The sequence below is a fragment of the Nocardiopsis sp. iso_238 genome, from assembly GCF_056173325.1.
The window spans coordinates 71749-90803 of the sequence record NZ_CM149668.1 but is presented as its reverse complement, the minus strand read 5'-3'; the positions used below and the strand labels follow the sequence as shown (position 1 = coordinate 90803).

General features: G+C 70.3%; 19 protein-coding genes and 1 tRNA gene. 10 read left to right on the top strand and 10 right to left on the bottom strand.

What is annotated here, in order from left to right; genetic code table 11:
• The first annotated feature begins 170 nt into the window (after positions 1-170).
• Both AC0VYL_RS00405 and AC0VYL_RS00400 read left to right on the top strand, forming a co-directional pair.
• Positions 171-1145, top strand: coding sequence for an NAD(P)H-quinone oxidoreductase (locus AC0VYL_RS00405; RefSeq protein WP_475457669.1), 975 nt, complete (start codon positions 171-173; stop codon positions 1143-1145).
• A gap of 33 nt (positions 1146-1178) precedes the next feature.
• Complete coding sequence (locus AC0VYL_RS00400) at positions 1179-1730, top strand: bacterial proteasome activator family protein (RefSeq protein ID WP_378743345.1); 552 nt, start codon at positions 1179-1181, stop codon at positions 1728-1730.
• A 57-nt stretch (positions 1731-1787) separates the two neighbouring features.
• Here AC0VYL_RS00400 and serS read toward each other — a convergent pair whose 3' ends face one another.
• Positions 1788-3068 (bottom strand): serine--tRNA ligase, encoded by a 1281-nt coding sequence (serS, locus tag AC0VYL_RS00395; RefSeq protein WP_475481983.1) that lies wholly within the window; start codon positions 3066-3068, stop codon positions 1788-1790.
• 148 nt (positions 3069-3216) lie between these two features.
• On the opposite strand from serS, the gene AC0VYL_RS00390 reads away from it, so the two are divergent.
• Positions 3217-3393 carry a hypothetical protein gene (locus AC0VYL_RS00390; protein WP_475457665.1) on the top strand — a complete coding sequence of 59 codons (177 nt, stop codon included), beginning with the start codon at positions 3217-3219 and terminating at the stop codon, positions 3391-3393.
• 10 nt (positions 3394-3403) lie between these two features.
• Here AC0VYL_RS00390 and pheA read toward each other — a convergent pair whose 3' ends face one another.
• The 7 genes from pheA to AC0VYL_RS00355 all read right to left on the bottom strand — a co-directional run bounded on the left by pheA (position 3404) and on the right by AC0VYL_RS00355 (position 9529).
• Positions 3404-4351: a prephenate dehydratase gene (gene pheA, locus AC0VYL_RS00385; protein WP_475457662.1), complete on the bottom strand. Its 948-nt coding sequence runs from the start codon at positions 4349-4351 to the stop codon at positions 3404-3406.
• A 37-nt stretch (positions 4352-4388) separates the two neighbouring features.
• Positions 4389-4979, bottom strand: coding sequence for a DUF4446 family protein (locus AC0VYL_RS00380; protein WP_475481982.1), 591 nt, complete (start codon positions 4977-4979; stop codon positions 4389-4391).
• A gap of 36 nt (positions 4980-5015) precedes the next feature.
• Entirely contained in the window at positions 5016-5864 is an 849-nt protein-coding gene (locus AC0VYL_RS00375) for a glycosyltransferase (RefSeq protein ID WP_475462892.1), read from the bottom strand.
• Positions 5865-5874: 10 nt separating this feature from the next.
• Positions 5875-6231, bottom strand: a complete 357-nt coding sequence (locus AC0VYL_RS00370; protein WP_378743335.1) for an STAS domain-containing protein — start codon at positions 6229-6231, stop codon at positions 5875-5877.
• 129 nt (positions 6232-6360) lie between these two features.
• Positions 6361-6954 (bottom strand): ATP-binding protein, encoded by a 594-nt coding sequence (locus AC0VYL_RS00365; RefSeq protein ID WP_475481981.1) that lies wholly within the window; start codon positions 6952-6954, stop codon positions 6361-6363.
• A 227-nt stretch (positions 6955-7181) separates the two neighbouring features.
• Positions 7182-9107, bottom strand: a complete 1926-nt coding sequence (locus AC0VYL_RS00360) for a sensor histidine kinase (protein ID WP_475457656.1) — start codon at positions 9105-9107, stop codon at positions 7182-7184.
• Between the two features lie 89 nt (positions 9108-9196).
• Positions 9197-9529 (bottom strand): rhodanese-like domain-containing protein, encoded by a 333-nt coding sequence (locus AC0VYL_RS00355; protein ID WP_475457653.1) that lies wholly within the window; start codon positions 9527-9529, stop codon positions 9197-9199.
• 81 nt (positions 9530-9610) lie between these two features.
• Here AC0VYL_RS00355 and AC0VYL_RS00350 point away from each other — a divergent pair, with 81 nt between their 5' ends.
• Complete coding sequence (locus tag AC0VYL_RS00350; protein WP_475481980.1) at positions 9611-10102, top strand: SSI family serine proteinase inhibitor; 492 nt, start codon at positions 9611-9613, stop codon at positions 10100-10102.
• Positions 10103-10145: 43 nt separating this feature from the next.
• On the opposite strand, the gene AC0VYL_RS00345 is transcribed toward AC0VYL_RS00350, so the two are convergent.
• The gene (locus tag AC0VYL_RS00345; protein WP_475481979.1) at positions 10146-10757 is read right to left on the bottom strand and encodes a TenA family protein; all 612 of its coding nucleotides are present in this window, start codon (positions 10755-10757) and stop codon (positions 10146-10148) included.
• 652 nt (positions 10758-11409) lie between these two features.
• Positions 11410-11492 (bottom strand) — tRNA-Leu (locus AC0VYL_RS00340).
• Between the two features lie 229 nt (positions 11493-11721).
• Between AC0VYL_RS00340 and AC0VYL_RS00335 the strand changes: the two genes are divergently transcribed.
• The 6 genes from AC0VYL_RS00335 to AC0VYL_RS00310 all read left to right on the top strand — a co-directional run bounded on the left by AC0VYL_RS00335 (position 11722) and on the right by AC0VYL_RS00310 (position 19015).
• Entirely contained in the window at positions 11722-12486 is a 765-nt protein-coding gene (locus AC0VYL_RS00335; protein ID WP_475457647.1) for an FhaA domain-containing protein, read from the top strand.
• A 288-nt stretch (positions 12487-12774) separates the two neighbouring features.
• Positions 12775-13275: an FHA domain-containing protein FhaB/FipA gene (locus tag AC0VYL_RS00330; protein ID WP_475457645.1), complete on the top strand. Its 501-nt coding sequence runs from the start codon at positions 12775-12777 to the stop codon at positions 13273-13275.
• The gene (locus AC0VYL_RS00325) at positions 13272-14666 is read left to right on the top strand and encodes a Stp1/IreP family PP2C-type Ser/Thr phosphatase (protein ID WP_475457642.1); all 1395 of its coding nucleotides are present in this window, start codon (positions 13272-13274) and stop codon (positions 14664-14666) included. Before AC0VYL_RS00330 ends, AC0VYL_RS00325 begins: the two co-directional genes overlap by 4 nt.
• Positions 14667-14670: 4 nt before the next feature.
• Positions 14671-16077, top strand: a complete 1407-nt coding sequence (locus AC0VYL_RS00320; RefSeq protein WP_475457640.1) for an FtsW/RodA/SpoVE family cell cycle protein — start codon at positions 14671-14673, stop codon at positions 16075-16077.
• Positions 16074-17537, top strand: a complete 1464-nt coding sequence (locus AC0VYL_RS00315) for a peptidoglycan D,D-transpeptidase FtsI family protein (RefSeq protein ID WP_475457638.1) — start codon at positions 16074-16076, stop codon at positions 17535-17537. The genes AC0VYL_RS00320 and AC0VYL_RS00315 overlap by 4 nt, the downstream gene beginning before the upstream one ends.
• Entirely contained in the window at positions 17537-19015 is a 1479-nt protein-coding gene (locus tag AC0VYL_RS00310; RefSeq protein WP_475457636.1) for a serine/threonine-protein kinase, read from the top strand. The genes AC0VYL_RS00315 and AC0VYL_RS00310 overlap by 1 nt, the downstream gene beginning before the upstream one ends.
• Positions 19016-19055: the final 40 nt, after the last annotated feature.

The window sequence follows — 19055 nt, the reverse complement described above, 5'->3', positions numbered from 1 at the left end:
GCGTCGAGGGGTGTTCTGTGGAGGAAGGGTCCCGCCGGGTTGCGGGGGTGGGGCCCTCGGGGTTCTCATACCCGTGCTGCACCAGAAAAGCATCCTCCCCGGCGCTCTGAACAGAGTGATCCCCGGAACCCTCCTCCCCTTCCGTCCCGAGTCTGGGTACTGTCGGCCCCATGCACGCGATCAGAATCACCGAACCGGGCGGCCCCGAGGTCCTGGCCTGGTCCGAGGTCCCCGATCCCGTCGTCCGGGAGGGCGAGGTCCTGGTGGACGTGGCGGCCACCGCGGTCAACCGCGCGGACGTGTCCCAACGCCAGGGCTTCTACCCCCCGCCTCCCGGCGGCTCCGAGTACCCGGGCCTGGAGTGCTCGGGCACCATCGCCGAACTGGGCCCCGGCACCGACGGCACCGGCTGGTCCGTCGGGGACCGGGTGTGCGCCCTGCTGACCGGCGGCGGGTACGCGGAGAGGGTGGCCGTCCCGGTCGGCCAGCTCCTGCCCGTGCCACGCGGCGTGAGTCTGACCGACGCGGCGGCGCTGCCCGAGGTGGCCTGCACCGTGTGGTCCAACCTCGTGATGGTCGGCGGTCTGCGCGCCGGACAGACCGTCCTCGTCCACGGCGGCGGCAGCGGGGTCGGCACGTTCGCCGTCCAGTTCGCGAAGGCTCTGGGCGCCCGGGTGGCGGTCACCGCGGGCAGCGAGGAGAAGCTGGCGCGCTGCCGCGAGCTCGGCGCCGAGATCACCGTGAACTACCGGACCGAGGACTTCACCGAGGTCCTGCGGGCCGAGGGCGGCGCGGACCTGATCCTGGACATCATGGGCGGCTCCTACCTGGAGGGGAACCTGCGGTCCCTGGCCACCAACGGCCGCCTGGTGATCATCGGGCTGATGGGCGGCGGCGCGGCCGAGGTCGACCTCGGCCGCATGCTGGTCAAACGCCTCTCGGTCCAGGCGACCACGCTGCGCTCCCGCCCGGCCCAGGAGAAGGCGACCATCGTCTCGGGAGTACTGGAGCAGGTCTGGCCGTTGGTAGAGGAAGGAACCATCCGCCCCGTCGTGGACCGCGCACTGCCGATCGAGGACGCGGCGGAGGCGCACCGCGTGATGGAATCGAGCGCGCACACAGGCAAGATCCTTCTCACCCGTTGACAGCGTGCCGGACACAGCCGAACTAGGGGATCGATGAGCAACGCAGACGACCAGAAGGAACCGCAGGTCCTGGTGGTCGGGACCGACGACCGCCACGGGAACGGGGACGACGACGGCTCCGACGAGCCGCGCACCCTCGCGGACATGGTGGAGCAGCCCGCCAAGGTGATGCGGATCGGCAGCATGATCCGCCAGCTCCTCGACGAGGTGAAGGCGGCCCCGCTCGACGAGGCCAGTCGCGCCCGTCTGAAGGAGATCCACACCTCCTCGATCAAGGAGCTGGAGGACGGGCTCGCCCCCGAGCTCATCGAGGAGCTGGAGCGGCTGACCCTGCCGTTCGCCGAGGGTGCCGCGCCCAGCGACGCGGAGCTGAGGATCGCCCAGGCCCAGCTGGTGGGCTGGCTGGAAGGCCTCTTCCACGGCATCCAGACCACCCTGTTCGCCCAGCAGATGGCGGCCCGGGCGCAGCTGGAGAACATGCGCAAGGCGCTCCCCCCGGGGGTGTCCGGGCTCCAGGCCCAGGGCGGCCCCGGCGCCGAACCGCAGGAGGACCACCCGCACATGGGGTCCGGCCCCTACCTGTAGGACCACGCGTGACGGAGCCCGCCCCCCCACGTGGGGGGGCGGGCTCCGTCATGCTGCCTACTTCTTGCTCCTGGGGGCCTGGACGGGTTCGAGGACGTCCTTGCCCAGGAAGGGCCGCAGGGCCTCGGGGACCACCACGGAGCCGTCCGCGCGCTGGTGGTTCTCCAGGATCGCGACGATCCACCGTGTGGTGGCGAGCGTGCCGTTCAGGGTGGCGGCGAAGCGCGGCTTGCCGTCCTCGTCCCGGTAGCGCACGTTGAGGCGACGGGCCTGGAACTCGGTGCAGTTCGAGGTGGAGGTCAGCTCGCGGTAGGTCTCCTGGGTCGGAACCCACGCCTCGCAGTCGTACTTGCGGGCCGCGCTGGTGCCCAGGTCCCCGCCGGCGATGTCGACCACGCGGTAGGGCAGTTCGAGCTTGTCCAGCATCTCCCGCTCCCAGGCCAGGAGCCGCTTGTGCTCCTCGTGCGCCTGCTCGGGGCGGGTGTAGACGAACATCTCCACCTTGTTGAACTGGTGGACGCGGATGATGCCCCGGGTGTCCTTGCCGTAGGAACCGGCCTCGCGGCGGAAGCAGGACGACCAGCCCACGTACCGGTTGGGCAGCGCGTCGGCGGGCAGGATCTCGCCGCCGTGGTACCCGGCCAGCGCCACCTCGGAGGTGCCCACCAGGTACTGGTCGTCGGCGGGCAGGTGGTAGACCTCGTCGGAGTGCTCACCGAGGAAGCCGGTGCCCTCCATGGTCTCGGGCTTGACCAGCACCGGCGGGATCATCGCGGTGAAACCGGCCCCGACGGCCTGGTTCATCGCCATGTTGAGCAGCGCCAGCTCCAGCTGGGCGCCCACACCGGTGAGGAAGTAGAAGCGGGAACCGGAGACCTTGGCGCCGCGCTCCATATCGATGGCGCCGAGCATCTCGCCCAGCTCCAGGTGGTCGCGCGGGGTGAAGTCGAACTCGCGGGGCTCGCCCACGGTCTCCAGCACCACGAAGTCGTCCACGCCGCCCTCGGGGGCGCCCTCCTCGACGAGGTTGGGCACGCGCGCCAGCACGGCGTCGAGCTCGTCCCCGAGCCGTCCCGCCTCGGCCTCGGCCTCCTTGACCTCCACCGAGAGCGCCTTGGCCCGGGTCAGGAGTTCCTCGCGCTCCTCCGGAGAGGCCTTCGAGACGGACTTGCCCACGCTCTTCTGCTCGGCGCGCAGGGTCTCGAACCGGGTCAGCGCGGAGCGCCGACTGGAGTCCAGTTCGAGCAGCCGGTCGGCCACGGCGGGGTCCTCACCGCGGGCCCGCTGCGATGCACGGAGTCGTTCGGGGTCTTCTCGAAGAGCGCGAAGGTCGATCACGTCTTGCAGGTTACCGCCCACCCCAGGTCGGCCCCACATCTTTTGCCGACAGTCACGTCATGAACCGTCTCCGGCCCCGTATCTCCATCGAAGGACCGAACGGGGAGCGCGAGCCCCCGAGCGGCACGCCGACCGTGGGGGAGAAGTCGTGAAACCGCTGGCTGAGATGACCACCGAGGAACTCTCCGAAGCCCTGGAGGCCCTGGACGACGCGCGCCCGGAGGACACCGCGCTGCGGCTGGCCCTGTACCTGGAGCTGCGCCGGGCCGCCGCCGAGGAGTGGCTCTTCGAGGAGGAGCCGACCGCCCCCGTCGAGGCCACCTGACCGCGTTCGCCTAGGCGGTCTCGCCCGCGCGGACCCGGGCGAGCCAGAGTTCGGCCTCCGCGAAGTCCGCGTCGGTGGCCGGGCGGGGACGCATCGCGGGGGTGGTCCCGGTGTCCCGGCCGCCGCGCGGGTAGCTGCCCAGGAAGCGCACGTCCCGGCAGACCCGGCGGATGCCCATGAGTGCCTCGCCCACGCGGGCCTCGGAGACGTGCCCCTCGGCGTCGATGCAGAAGCAGTAGCTGCCGAGGCCGTCGCCGGTGGGGCGCGACTCCAGCCGGGTGAGGTTCACGCCGCGCACCGCGAACTGGTTGAGCACCTCGATGAGCGCGCCGGGCTGGTCGTCGGTGATGAAGGCGACCAGGGAGGTCCGGTCCGCGCCGGTGGGTTCGGGGAGGTCCCCGGCGCGGGAGAGGTAGATGAAGCGGGTGGCCGCGTCCGAGCGGTCGCCCACACCGGTGGCCAGGGCGTGCAGCCCGTAGCGCTCCCCCGCGATGACCGCGCAGATCGCGGCGTCGTAGGGGGCTCCCGGCTCCGCGACGGCGCGCGCGGCGGCGGCCGTGGAGGAGACGGTGTGGGTGTCGGCGTCGGGCAGGTTGCGGGAGAGCCAGCCCCGGCACTGCGCGAGGGCGTGCGGGTGCGTGGCCACCCGCTTGACGTCCTCCAGCGCGGTCCCGGGCCGCACGAAGAGGGCGAACTCGACGGGCACGGCGGTCTCACCGGTGATGAGCAGCGGTTCGCCGTTGATGAGCTCCGCGATGGTCGCGGTGACCCCGCCCTCCACGGAGTTCTCCAGCGGGACGACCCCGCCGTCCACGTCCCCGGCGCGGACCGCGTCGAAGACCGCCGCCACGCCGTCACACGGGACGCGGGCTTCGTCGGTGGCTTCGGGTCGCAGATCGCGCAGGGCGGCTTCGGTGAAGGTGCCCTCGGGGCCGAGGTAGGCGTAGCGGTTGGGCATGCTGTTCAGGCTATACGCAGCCGGTGGGCCGGGGTGGTCACTTCTCCGGTCGGGGCGCCGGGGGCCCGTGGGTCTCCCCGGATCCCTGGGTCCGGTCGGCGGCGCCCTCGGCGTCGTCCTGCTGGCCATCGGGCCCCTGGACCACCGTGACCAGGGCCTCCGCGCCCTCGTCCGGTGTGTCGGCGGCCGAATCGTCCGAGGCCTCCGTCGGAGCGGGGTCGGGCAGCGTGGCCCCGATCCCGTTGCCCAGGCGCGCCGAGCGGATCACCCGGTACTCCTCGGGGCTGAGCAGGTGGTCCGCCTCGCCCCGGGTGACGGCCTTGGCGTAGGTGCGGGTCTCGGTGCGCCCGTTGATGGACGTGACGACCACGCCGTCACCGTGGCTGTTGAGCATGGCCAGGGAGAAGGAGCGGGCGCCCGACATCTCCTCCAGGGCGTCGTAGTGCAGGACGGCCACGTCGCGGACCGCGCGTGGGTCGGCCCCCGAGGTGTTGACGGCGAGGGCGCGTTGGGCCAGGACCTGGTACTCACCGCGGACCTGAGCGGTCCGGAACAGCGCGTACACACCGAGGGCGAGCCCGGCCAGCCCGGCGAACAGTGCGATGGATGCGATGGTGGTAGTGAACACAGCGCGAGCGTATCCCCACGCATCGCAGCCATGGGGTCACTCTTGGCGATTTTTGCGAGTAATGTGCCCGGTTTTTCGGGAGTGTTCACGCCGACGGCCGCCGTCTCCCGCCGTCACGCCCCGCCAGGTCCGGCGCAGCGCGGGCCGGAGCTCACGGGCGGTCAGGGCTCGGGCGACGTCGACGAACTGGTGCGCCCGGTGCAGCTGGGCCCGCAGGTCCGTGCCGGTCGCGCGGTGTTCGAGCGGGACCTCGACCTCCATGACCCGGAAGCCGCCGTGCAGGACGTCGATGGTCAGCCCGGTCTCCACCCCGAACCCCGGGGCGAGGGGCCGGGCCGCCTCGAAGGCCGCGCGGCTCAGGCAGCGCTGACCGTTCAGCGGCTGCTCGGGCTCCCACCCGGTCGACCTGCGCACACCCTCCCGGGCCAGACGGACCACGAATCCGTGCCCGCCCAGACGCAGTCGGGTGGCCGGGAACAGCGCGATGGTCATGTCCGCCGTGCCCGCGAGCACCGGCTCGACCAGGGGTGCCGCGTCCTTGGCGGTCTCCCCGAGGTCGGCGTCGAGGAAGAGCAGATGGCGCGGGACGCGGGCCGAACCCTCGTCCGCCTCGCGCACCTCCATCCGGCGCACACCCTCGGCACCGGTCTGCATCGCCGCACCCTTGCCGCGGTTGCGGCCGTGCCTGAGCACCCGGGCCCCCGCCTCCAGGGCGAGGTCGGCGGTGCGGTCGGTGGAACCGTCGTCGACCACCACGACCAGGTCGACCCCGGGCAGCGTGTGGGCGGCCACGACGGTGGCGCCGATGCGGTCGTCCTCGTTCTTGGCGGCGATCACCACGGCGACCGCCACGTCCGTCGGCCCCTGGGGCGCTCCTCGTGCCACGCTCACCCGGCTACTGCGCCGTCCCGGTTCCCGCGGCCACCGGCGACGCGTCGATGTCCGGATGGATCACGAAGACCTCGTCCAGACCGGTGACCTGGAGGACCTTCATGACCGCCGGCTTGGGCGCCACGAGCTCCAGGTCCCCGCCCCGGTCGCGGGAACGCTTCATCGCGGAGAGCAGGACGCTGATCCCGGTCGAGTCGCAGAACTCCGCCCTCGACATGTCGATGACCAGGCGCCGTGCCCCCAGCTCCAGGGACTCGACGAGCTCGGAGCGCAACTGGGGTGCCGTGTACAGATCGATCTCACCGCCCACGGTTACCACTGCGACGTCATCTTGAGATCGGCTTGATATCTTCAACTCCACAGTCGTGACTGTAGCGTCCACGCCAGGGCCAGGCCACCTCGTTGGCGGCGTTTCGCTACATCGGTCACGTTCCTCCGCCCGGAACCACGAAAAGCCCAGCTCAAAGCGGATCAGACCGGTGCGCTCCGGTCAGGGCAGGACGCTCCAGGCGGGTTGGCCCTCCATCGTTCCCAGGTCGAGCTCGACCACGTCGGCGGCGTACGCGCGGACGCGCCCCGCCTCCGAGGAGGCGGGCAGGTCGTCGGCGACCCCGGCCGGTTCCCCGTCGATCTCCACCACCGCCCAGACCGTGGTCGTGGTGGCGTCCATCTCGGTGCCCCAGCGGCCCGCCAGGGACTGCACGATGCCCAGACCCCGGCCGCCCAGGCCGGACAGCGCGGGCCGGGACACCCGCGGCATGGTGCTGGAGCCGCCGTCGCGCACCGAGATCTCCAGCCAGTTCTCGTCCGGGCCCTCGTGGCCGACCTCGGCCCGCCAGCACACACCCACGGTGTCGTCCGGGAGGGGGCTGGCGTGTCTGAGGGCGTTGCTGACCAGTTCGCTGAGAATCAGGGCCGCGTCGTCGATCCGGTCCGCCCCGACCTCCAGGGCGCGCAGGTCCGCGCAGAGCGCCCGTCTGGCGCCGGTGACGCTCTCGGGAACATAGGGAAGGATGACGCTTCGCTCGACCTTCCGGGGCGCGTCGCGGCCCCCGTCGTCGTGTGCGGCGTTGTCTCCTGACACAGCTTTCGTCCCCGCGAGTTCGTGCTTCTCGGTCGGCCCGGAACTCGCCCGAAGTGTGCCAGCGAATTCCACCAGGGGTGGAAATGCCCCGATCCCCCGCAGGGGAAACCAGCATGTGGGCGAATCCACGGGGAGGGCCCCCTCCACGACCGCGTACAACTCCGACGTGACAGGGCTTGAGGGTCGGTTGAGGTTTTTGTGGTTTTCCGTGTGTCGCCGTGTCCGTTCTACGCCTTTGCCGGGAAGACCTCCGGCTCTCCCCTTCTCCGCGGCGTTTCGGACACCAGGGCGCCGAGCTCGGCGTCCTCACCCTGGTGCCGGGGCAGCGTGACCCGCATCCGCGTGCCGGTACCCATCCGGTGCGCGGTCACCTCACCGCCCTGTTCCCGCACCAGCTGGCGCACGATGTACAGGCCGATCCCGAGCCCGCTGTACCCCCGGCGGTCACCCCGCTCACCGCTCTGGAAGAACCGTTCGAAGATCCGCTCCTCGTCGCCGGGGTCGATACCGATGCCCTCGTCGTCGACGTGGATGGTGACGACGTCCTCGTCCTCCTGCACGGTGACCCGCACGGTCCCACCGCTGGGCGAGAACTTCAGTGAGTTCTCCAGCAGCTGGTCGATGACCATCCCCGTGACCAGCGGGTCGCCCACGGTCCACAGGGTGCCGCCGGAGTCCAGGATGAGTTCCTGGCGCTCGGCCAGCGGGCGGAAGGCCGCCACGGACTGGCCCAGCAGCTCCACGAGGTCGAACGGCACCCTGTCGACGGTCATCTCGCCGCTGGCCACGTCCGACCCCAACCGCAGCCGCTCCACCAGCTTGGCCAGCGAACGGGCGCGGTCCAGGATGATCTCGCTCGCCTCCTGGCGGCCCTCCGGGCCCAGCCGTTCACCCTTGCGGGACAGCAGCGCCGCGTACCCCTGGATCACCGTCACGGGGGTCCGCAGTTCGTGCCCGGTGCTGGCCAGGAAGAACTCCCGTTCCTCCTCCAGCGCCTTCTGCGCGGTGATGTCGCGGAAGTCCACCACCCACTCGTGGGTGTCGGGGATCCGCGCCATGAGGATCTCCAGCCACCGGCCGCCCTCGTTCTTGTGCTTGACGGGCTCACCGTGCGCGGCCGGTATCGGGAACGGCGGGTGCCGCCCCTCCATCTCCTCGAACGAGTACCCGGTCAGCTCCGCCGCCGACCGGTTCCACTTGCGGACCTTGCCGGTGGAGTCCAGCACCGCGATGCCGTCCGCACTGGAGTCCGACACCGCCTGTTCCCTGGCCCGCTGGACCTTGAGCTCCTCGTAGGCCATCGCGTTGCCTATGGCCACCCCGGCGTGCTCGGCCAGGAGTTCGAGGAGCTCCAGCTCCACGTGCCCCACCCGGCGCTCGCTGTACAGCGCGTACAGGGCGCCGTAGGGGCGGCCCTGCACGTTGGACACGCACAGGGCGATGGTGTGCAGCCCGGGCAGGTCGGCCCAGACCAGGTCCTCCAGGCTGCGGGTGGCGCTGTTGGCCAGCAGCACGGACTTGCCGCTGCGCAACAGCTCACCGAACAGGCTGGACTCCAGGGGCGCGCTGACCCCGTACAGCTCCTCCGACAGGTGGGTGAGGCTGACCAGCTCCACCCGGTTCTCGTTGAGCAGGACGAACCCGCCCGCGTCGGCTCCGGTGAGTTCGGTGAGGCTGCTGATGATGCGGTCCAGGACCGACTTCAGACTGAGGTCGGCGTTGATGTCCGCGACCACGTCGGTCAGCCGCCGGACCAGACGGGCGCGCTCCATGGCGGAGGCCTGCGCCTGGACCTCCTTCTCGCTCGGGTAGAGCACCAGCACCCACCCGGCGTGGTCGCCGTTGGCGTCCCGCACGCAACCGGTGCTGACCCGCACGTCGACGGCGGTGCCGTCCCTGCGCATGCGGCGGGTGAAGATCGTCAACGGGGTCCCGTTGCGCACCTGCTCCAGCACCGCGCCGTGCTCCGGCCGCATCTCCTTGGGGATGATCGGCAGCTCGCCGCCGAGCACCTCGGCGGCGGGCCAGCCGAACATCCGCTCGGCCGCCGGGTTCCAGACGGTGACCCGCAGCGCGTCGTCGACGCCGATGACCGCGTCCACCGAGGACGCCAGCACTGCTTCGGCACTGAGGGGCGCGCGGTCGGAACTCACGACGTCATAGTGCCATTCGTGGGGCCCCACGTGTCGGGGCTTCGCACAATCCGACCAAATTCGACGGCTCTCACGTCACAGCGTGACCACTAGATGACCGTGGGCTCACCTTCGCCCTCAGCGGCCATGTCACGGGCGGCGTGCTGCCAGGCCTGCATGCCCCCGGCGACGTTGACCGCGTCCCAACCGGCCTGGTTGAGCGCCATGGTCGCCTGGGCGGACCGTCCGCCCACACGGCAGACGACGTAGACCCTCTGGTCCTTCGGGACCTCGCCCGCGCGCTCCCCCAGCGTCCGCAGCGGGATGTGCACGGCGCCGGGCGCGTGCCCCGCCCGCCACTCGTCGTCCTCGCGGACGTCGAGGAGGTAGGCGCCCTCCGGCACGTCGTTGACGAGAACCTCGGCGACCTGCTCACCGAACATGTTGGTGACCCCCTGTGTCAGGTGTGTACTGAAAATCGAAGATCGGTGGAACCCGGGAACCGGGCCCTCCGTCCAACCAGTATGCGTAAGCACACCTTCGCAACGGCCCTGCCGGCCCGCCTCGCCGCACTCGCAGCTCTTGGCCTGCTCATCACGGCCTGCGGCAACGAGCCCACCGAGGTGAACGCACCGGCCCCCGACGAGACCGCCGCCAACGAGACGACCCCCGACGAGTCCGCCGAAGTGGAACTCGTGATCGAACGCTCCCTGTCCGAGGACGACGCCCTCTCCGCCGAGGAGGGCTTCGTCGAGGGCGAGTGGACGCTCACCTGCGCCCCCGTCGGCGGAGACCACCCCGACCCCGAGGCGGCCTGCGCCGAGATCGAGGAGGTCGGGGCCGAACCCTTCACCCTCGACACCAGCGACTCCATGTGCACGTTGCAGATCGGCGGCCCCGAGGTCGCCCGTGTCACCGGGCACGTGAACGGCACCGAGATCGACACCGAGTTCAACAAGCGCGACGGTTGCGAGATCGAGCGCTTCGACGAGGTCCACACGGTCCTCAACCCGTAGACCCCGGACACAGGAGGGGCGGACCCGGTCCGCCCCTCCTCGTCTACGTGTGGGGGGTGTCCCAGAAGGCCACCTCGTGGCGCATGCCCTCCAGGAAGAAGCGCTCCGCCCTCGCCGGGTCGGGCTCCGCCTCCTCCAGCATGCGCCCGTACTTCCTGGTCAGATCGGTGAAGGCCGGGTCGGCGTAGGTGTCGATCCACCGCTGGTACCTGGGGTCCGCGGGCCTGGCCTCGGCCAGTTCGAGCCCCAGCGTGTTGTAGCCCCACATGCAGGGGTAGACGGCCGCCAGCCCGTCACGGTAGTCGGCCGCCGCGTCCAGGAGCCAGGACGTGTACGCCTCACAGGCGGCGCCCTTCTCCTTGGTGCCCAGGTCGGCGCCGAACTCCCCGGAGAGGGAACGGTGCAGCTCCAGCTCCTCCGTCAGGGTGCTGTGCGCGATCCCGATCAGGTCCGCGAGGTGTCCGTCCGGTGCCTGCCAGGCCAGACGGGAGAAGGCCCGCGCGTAGTCCAGCAGGTACAGGTGGTCCTGCTCCAGCCAGTAGCGGAAGGCCCGTTCGTCGAGGTCGCCCCGGGAGATCCCGGCGACCGTCGGGTGCGCGAGCTGTTCGGCGACCAGCGGACGCCCGATGTCATGAAGTCTCTCGATGATTCCCACGCCCGGAGTGTCCCATTCGCGTGGACGCCGCCGCCTCCGGTGTCCGTATCCGGCCCCCGACCTAACGATCGAAGATCGTTAGTAGGCCTCCCCGGCCTCTTGGGGCTACCCGAATCCCGCCGCCCGTGCCAACCGAAAGCCCCGCCACGCCCGGGGTTCCGACAGAATCGCGGGGACCGGAGACCCCGGTCGACCAGGCGCCGGAAGGCAGGTTCTGCCACGCGTCCTGCCCGCGACCACCGCCCGGAGAGCCGAAGGACCAGCCGGGCCACGGGCGTGCGACGGGGCCGGTGGCCGAAGGCCGGGCGCCACATCGGGGTGAGCTCGGGCGTTCCCCCGGACACGGCCCTCCTCGCTGGCCCTGGGCCAACGACCAGGGCCGTTCATACACCGGGGGTGTGGGGGTCGCCCCCCACAGGGCACAACGAAAACGACCCCGGGAGCAAGCTCAGCCTGTGACCAGGGCCGTTCATACACCGGGGGTGTGGGGGTCGCCCCCCACAGGGCACAACGAAAACGACCCCGGGAGCAAGCTCAGCCTGTGACCAGGGCCGTTCATACACCGGGGGTGTGGGGGTCGCCCCCCACAGGGCACAACGAAAACGACCCCGGGAGCAAGCTCAGCTTGCGACCAGGGTCGTTCATACTTGAGTGCGCGAGGAGGGATTTGAACCCTCACATCCTTTCGGACACACGGACCTGAACCGTGCGCGTCTACCGTTCCGCCACCCGCGCAGGTGGTGCTGCATGAAGTTGTGTTGCCAGGTGATCCGGGCGTTTTGCCTGTTCCCCCTGGCGACATGAACAAGGCTAGCACGGCTTGAAGGCGGGTTGCACACCGTTTGTCGCGGGCCCGGATCAGGGCTCCCGGAGGGCCCTGACGGGGGTGCGCCTGAAACCAGGGGCACCCGGGCCCGGTTACGATCGTCTACACATACGGAGTGGAGTACAAGGGAGGTACCTCGTGGGAGTGCTCCAACGCTTCGAGCGCAGGCTTGAGGGCATGATCGAAGGCACCTTCGCGATGGCCTTCAAGTCTGAGCTCCAGCCGGTCGAGGTCGCGAGCGCGGTCCAGCGTGAGATGGACGAGCGCGCCGCGATCGTGGCCCAGGGACGCACACTGGTTCCGAACGACTTCATCGTCGAGCTCTCGGCCAGTGACAAGGAGCGCCTGGAAGTCTACGCCGACAGCCTCGGCCAGGAACTGTCCAAGCTGGCCCGTGACTACGCGACCGAACAGGGTTATTCCTTCGTCGGTCCGGTGCGGGTCCAGTTCAGGTCGGACGAGGGTCTGAAGACGGGTCGCTTCCGCATCCGCTCGGGCGTCGTCCGCGGAACGATGGTCAAGGACGGAGAGGTCCGCCAGCCCGTCGGTGACCCGGGACCGGGCGGAGGGCCGCGCCAGACCGGCCGCCCCCGTCTGCTGATCTCCCCGGGCGGCGCGACCGCCGAGGGCAACATCGCCAGCCAGGGCATGCAGCAGTCCTTCGAACTGACGACACCGGTCACCCTGCTCGGTCGCGGCACCGACTGCGACCTGCGCCTGGTCGACAACGGTGTCTCACGTCACCACGTGGAGATCCGGGTCGACGGCGAAGAGGTCATCCTGGAGGACAAGGGGTCCACGAACGGGACCTTCGTCAACGGACAGCAGGTCAGGCAGGCCAGGCTGGTGGACGGGACCCGGATCAGCCTGGGCCGTACCACGATGACCTTCCGCCGGGACTGACCGCCCGGCCCCGAGCAGTCGGACGATCTGGCCGAACCGGACCGCAACCAACCGCCCCGATTCGGCGTCTGAAAGGTCGATGTCCGAGTCAGGCCTGGTATGGACCTGTGTCGGAACTCCGGCCGGGAGGGTAGTCTCCGCGATGACCTGACCGATCGGGCAGAATGTCCGCGCCCTGGCCGCGGACCAGCGACCCAGACTCACCGACTCGAAGGTGGGGCAGAAACGGTGGCGGCGCCGATGACCGCCACCCCGGCCGAAGCACGACAGGGGCTGAAGAGCAGTTCGATGTCCAACTTGACCCTCATATTGATCAAGATCGCGTACCTCGCGGTGCTTTGGCTGTTCGTCCTCATGGCGGTCGGCGTCATCCGCACGGACCTCTTCGGTCAGTCGAAGAAGAAGGCTCGGAAGAAGCCTCGCCCCTCCGCACCGCGCCCGGCCCAGCGCCGTGCGCCGTCGTCTTCCCAGGCCCGACCCCAGCGTCCCCGCCGCAACGAGCCCACGGTCCTGGCCGTGACCCAGGGCCCGCTGACGGGGACCACGGTCGACCTGGCCTCACAGCCCATCCTCATCGGCCGCGCCCCCGACTCGACGCTGGTCATCACCGATGACTACGCCTCGGGCCGCCACGCGCGCGTCTACTCCGAAAACGGCCGCTGGTTCGTCGAGGACCTGAACTCCACCAACGGCACCTACCTCGGCCAGCAGAAGCTGAACCGCCCCCAGCCCATCACGGTGGGTCAGCCCATCCGTATCGGCAAAACCGTCCTGGAACTGCGCAAATGACAATCGCTCTCCGATACGCGGCGTACTCCGACGTTGGATGCCTCCGCGAAGGCAACGAAGACTCCGGCTACGCCGGCCAACACCTCCTCGCGGTAGCCGACGGCATGGGCGGTTACGCGGGCGGTGAGGTGGCCAGCTCCATCGCCATCTCGTCCATCCGCCAGCTCGACACCCAGGACGACCCCAGGGCCGAGGAGATGGCCGAGGTCCTCCAGCGCGCGGTCGAGCGCGCCAACGAGTCGCTCGCCATCCGCATCCGGCAGGAACCCCAGCTGGAGAACATGGGCACGACCCTGACCGCCATGCTGTGGTCGGGTTCGCAGGTCGCCCTGATCCACATCGGTGACTCGCGCGCCTACCTGCTGCGCGGACCGCGCTTCGAGCAGATCACCCACGACCACACCCTGGTGCAGACCCTCGTCGACGAGGGCAAGATCACCGAGGAGGAGGTCGCCACCCACCCGCAGAGGTCCCTGATCCTGCGCGCGCTGGACGGCAAGACCCCGGTCGACCCGGACATCTCCATCAGCAAGGCGAAGGTCGGCGACCGCTACCTGCTCTGCTCCGACGGCCTGTCCGGTGTGGTCAGCAAGAAGACCATCCACGAGACCCTCGTCGCAGAGACCGACCCGCGCGGCGCCGCCAAGAAGCTCATCGAGCTGGCGATCCGCGGCGGCGGCCCGGACAACATCACCGCGGTCGTCGCGGACGTCATCGAGACGGACACCGACCGCGAGGGACCGACCGGCGCCTCCCAGACGGTGGGCGCGGCCGACCAGCGCGACGAGTCGACGGGGCCGAACGAGACCAGCCCGGCCAGACGGGCCCAGGAGCTGCGCGGCGCCGGCGGCGACACCGCCGAACTGGACCCGGTCCGCGAGGATCTCCCGAAGCAGGAGCCCGGCCAGGCCTACGGCGCCCCCCACGAGGAGCGCCCCTACGACACCCGCGACGACTACGACGCGCCGCCCTCGCGCGGCGGGGACGCGGAACCCGAGTACCGCACCCGCAGCTGGTGGCCGATCATCGTGGTCTTCATCGTGGTGGTGGCCCTGGTCGCGGGCGGCGGGTACTACTTCGGCCGCCAGTACGTCGACAGCCAGTTCTACGTGGGCCTGTCCCCGAACGGGGAGACGGTCAGCGTCTACCAGGGCATCGACACCGACATCGCGGGCATCAGCCTCTCCGACGAGGTCGAGACCACCGACCTCCAGGTCACGTCGCTCTCCGACGCCGACCAGGAGCTGCTGAGGAACACCATCACGGTCGACGACCGTGACGACGCCACCCGTGTCGTCGGGGAGCTGGAGGAGGCCGCCGACGACAGCGCCTCGAACGGGTCCACGACGGGCGGCTCCGACAGGGGGACCGAGACCGGGGAATCGGGGTGACCCTGTGAGTACCACCGCGCCCGAGGCGCCCACGGCACTCCCCCCGATCCAGCGCCGCAACGCGGAGCTGGTCCTGATCGGCATCACCGTCGTCATCACCATGGGTGCGATGGCGATCTCCGGTCTGAACCTCAACGGCCAGGTCCCCGGAGCCATGTGGGGCTACGGCCTCATCTTCGGCGCCCTGGCGCTCGCCACCCACGTGGCACTGCGCTTCATCGCCCCCTACGCCGACCCCCTGATCCTTCCGTGCGCGCTGTTCCTGAACGGCATCGGCGTCGCGATGATCTGGCGTCTGGACGCCGCCGACTCCGGCGAGATCGAGCACGCCGGCGTCGGCATGCAGCTGATCTGGACCGCGGTCGGCATGGTCATGTGCATGCTCCTGCTGTTCTTCCTCAAGGAACCGCGGGTCCTCCAGCGCTACACCTACATCAGCGCCCTGGCCGCCCTGATCCTCATCGCACTGCCGATGGTCCCGGGTCTGGGCGTCTCCGAGTACGGCGCCCGCCGGTGGATCGGCATCGCTGGCCGCACCCTCCAGCCCTCCGAGTTCGCCAAGATCGCCCTGGTGATCTTCCTGGCGTCCTATCTGGTCACCAAACGGCAGGTGCTGTCGCTGGCGGCGAAGCAGGTGAAGATCGGCCGGTTCAAGATCATGGACCTGCCGCGCGCCCGCGACTTCATGCCGATGGTCGTCGGCTGGGTCGCCGCGATCGGCCTGCTGGTCATCACCAAGGACCTCGGCACCTCGCTGCTGCTCTTCGGCACGTTCCTGGCGATGCTGTACGTCGCCACGCAGCGCTCCTCCTGGGTGATCATCGGCCTGACCGTGTTCCTCGGGGCGGCCGCGCTCGCCTTCCAGCTCTTCTGGCACTTCCGCCAGCGCGTCGACATCTGGTTCCACGCCTTCGACCAGGAGGTCTACGACCGTCTGGGCGGCAGCATGCAGCTGGTGCAGGGCCAGATCGGCATGGCCTACGGCGGCCTGTTCGGCACCGGCATGGGCGGCGGCCAGGCCCACCTCATCTTCGCCGCGGACAGCGACTTCATCCTGGCCTCCCTCTCGGAGGACCTGGGGCTGACCGGCGTCATGGCGATCCTCGCCGTCATCTTCATCCTGGTGGAGCGGGGCATGCGGATCGCCCTGGCCTCCCGTGAGCTGTTCGTCAAGATGCTCGCGAGCGGCCTGGCCTTCGTCATGTGCTTCCAGGTGTTCGTGGTGCTCGGCGGTCTCACCCGGCTCATTCCGCTGACAGGTATGACCACGCCCTTCATGGCCGCGGGCGGCTCCGCCCTCATGGCCAGCTGGCTGATGATCGGCCTGTTGCTCCGGATGAGCGACAACGCGCGGCGCCCGGCGCCGCAGGCCATCCAGGACGAGGGGGCCACCCAGGTGATCCGACGATGAACACACCCATCCGACGCCTCAGCGTCTTCGCGATGATCCTGTTCGGCGCGCTGATGCTCCAGCTCACCTACATCCAGGGGTTCCAGGCCGAGGCGATCCGCGAGGACCCGCTGAACGGCCGCCAGTACACCGAGCGCCTCAGCGAGCAGCGCGGTCCGATCGTCATCGGTGACGAGAACGTCGCCTCCTCCACGAACGTCGCCGAGGAGGGCGACCCGGCGCGCTACCAGCGCGAGTACGTCGGCGGCACCATGTACACGCCGGTCGTGGGCTCGTTCCGCCGGTTCGGCGCCTCGGGAGTCGAGTACTACGAGAACGCCCTGCTGGACGGCAGCGACGAACGCCTCGCCGTGCGGAACTTCCGCGACGTCATCACGGGCCGCGAGCCCGAGGGCGCGCGGGTGGAGCTCACCATCGATCCGGCGGTCCAGGAGGCCGGTTTCAAGGGCTTCGAGTCGCTGGGCAAGAACGGCGCCGCCGTCGCACTGGACCCGACCACCGGGGCCATCCTCGGTTCGGTCTCCTACCCGTCCTACGACGGCAACGACGTCTCCAGCATCACCGACGTCACCGAGGCCAACGAGAACTACGTGGCCCTGGAGAACGACCCCAACCAGCCGCTGCTCAACCGGGCGCTGCGCGAGCGCTACCCCCCGGGTTCGACGTTCAAGGTCGTGACGGCCGCCGCCGCCATCGAGCACCTGGACGCCGGTCCGGACAGCACCATGGACGCGCCGAACGTCCTGGAGCTGGGGCACCCGCTCCCCAACGCGACCCCCGGCGGCACCTGCAACAACGGGCAGCCGGACACCCTGGCCCACTCCATCCAGATCTCCTGCAACACCTCGATGGCCAACTGGGCGATCGAGATGGGCGGGCAGGCCCTCGCGGACCAGGCGTCGGCGTTCGGCTTCTCCAAGACGGCCGACGAGCGCGACCCCCTGGAGGTGCCGCTGGAGGCAGTCCCGAGCCTGGCCCCGGTCGAGGACGACCGCAACATCCTGGGCCGCGCGGGCATCGGGCAGTCCAACGTCGAGGCGACGCCGCTCCAGATGGCCATGGTCGCCGCCGGTGTGGCCAACTCCGGCGAGGTCATGCACCCGTACCTGGTCGACTCGGTGCGGGACGCCGACCGTTCGGTGGTCACCCAGACCAGCCCCGAGGTGTACAGCCAGGCCATGAGCGCCAGCACCGCGTCCACCCTCACCGACATGATGGTCCTGGTGACCGAACCGGGCGGGTCCGGCACCAACGGAGCCATCCCGGGCATGGAGGTGGCGGGCAAGACGGGTACCGCCGAGACCGGCGGTGAGAGCGGAACCCACAACTGGTACATCGGATTCGCACCCGCGGACGACCCGCAGGTCGCGGTCGCCGTGGTGATCGAGCACGGCGGCGGCAGCGGTGGCGAACTCGCCGCGCCGATCGCCCGCCAGATGATGGAGGCAGTGGTCCAGTAGTGAGCGCCTACGAGCCGTCTTCCCAGAACGGCCCCGGTGGACTGGCCGGGGCCGTTCTGAGCAACCGTTACCGCCTGGAGGAGCAGATCGGCTCCGGCGGTATGGGCACCGTGTGGCGGGCGACCGACACACTGCTCAACCGTTCCGTCGCGGTGAAGCTGCTGCACCCGGCCCAGATGGCCGAGCCGACGGCACGAGAGCGTTTCCGGACCGAGGGCAGAATCACCGCCGGTCTGTCCCACCCGGGCATCGCCCAGGTCTTCGACTACGGCGAGGAGGACGGCCGCGCGTTCCTGATCATGGAACTCGTGGTCAGCGAGCCGCTCTCGCAGGTCCTGCGCGAGCAGGGCCCGCTCAGCTCCGACCAGACCCTCGACTTCGTGTGCCAGGCGGCCAAGGCGCTCGCCGCGGCGCACGCGCGCGGTGTGGTGCACCGCGACATCAAGCCCGGGAACCTGCTGGTGACCGAGGACGGCCAGCTCAAGCTGACCGACTTCGGTATCGCCCGCGGCGACACATCGGTCACCCTGACCCAGACCGGCATGGTCATGGGCACCGCGCAGTACATCTCTCCCGAGCAGGCGTCGGGGCGGCCCGCGAGCGCCGCCTCCGACCTGTACGCGCTCGGTGTGGTGGCCTACGAGTGCCTGGCCGGGACACCCCCGTTCACCGGGGACAGCCCCGTGGCCCTGGCCCTCGCGCACACCCGTGACGACCCGCCCGAGCTTCCCGAGTACGTCCCCGCCGATATCGACGACCTGGTCTTCTCGCTGTTGCAGAAGGACCCGGAGGACCGTCCCTCCTCGGCGGGCGAGGTCGCCCACCTGGCCGCGGTGATCCGCTCCAACGCGGGCACCGGTCCGCCCACGCCCTCGACCGGCTTCCACGGCATGGCCCAGACCGCGGTGGTCGGTTCCATCCCGGACGGCCCCCGTACCGGACCGTCCGGAACCGTGCGGCGAACCGCCGGGCAGTCGGCCGTAACCCCTGTTCAGGCAGGCGACTCGGCTAGTCTGGCCGAGGGTTCGGGTACCGAGCGACGCGTCCGGACCCCCGTGGTGTTGGCCGCGGTGGCCGCGACCATCCTGATCGTGGCCGCGGCCGTGGCGGGGTTCGTGTTCAACCCGGACCGCGACACCCAGAACGTCAACGACAGCACGAAGCCCCCGACGTCCGAGGTCTCCCCGTCCCCCTCCCCCAGCGAGGACGACGACCCGGACGAGGAGATCGAGGCGCCTCCGCCGGTGGACGACACACCGCACTGGACACCCGACACCGGTGGCTGGGAGGAGACGGAGAGCCCCCTTCCCGACGAGGGCGAGGAGGAGCCGACCGTCCCCGAGGACGACGAGAACGACGGGTCCGAGGAGGAGCCCGGAACCGAGGAACCGGGGGGCACGGACCCGGAGACGCCGCCCGAGGGCGGTGGCGAGAACCCTCCCAACCCCGGCCAGGAGAACCCCGGCAACGCTCCGTGAACAGGTAACGAGCCAGAGACGACGATCAGGGTAGGCGGCG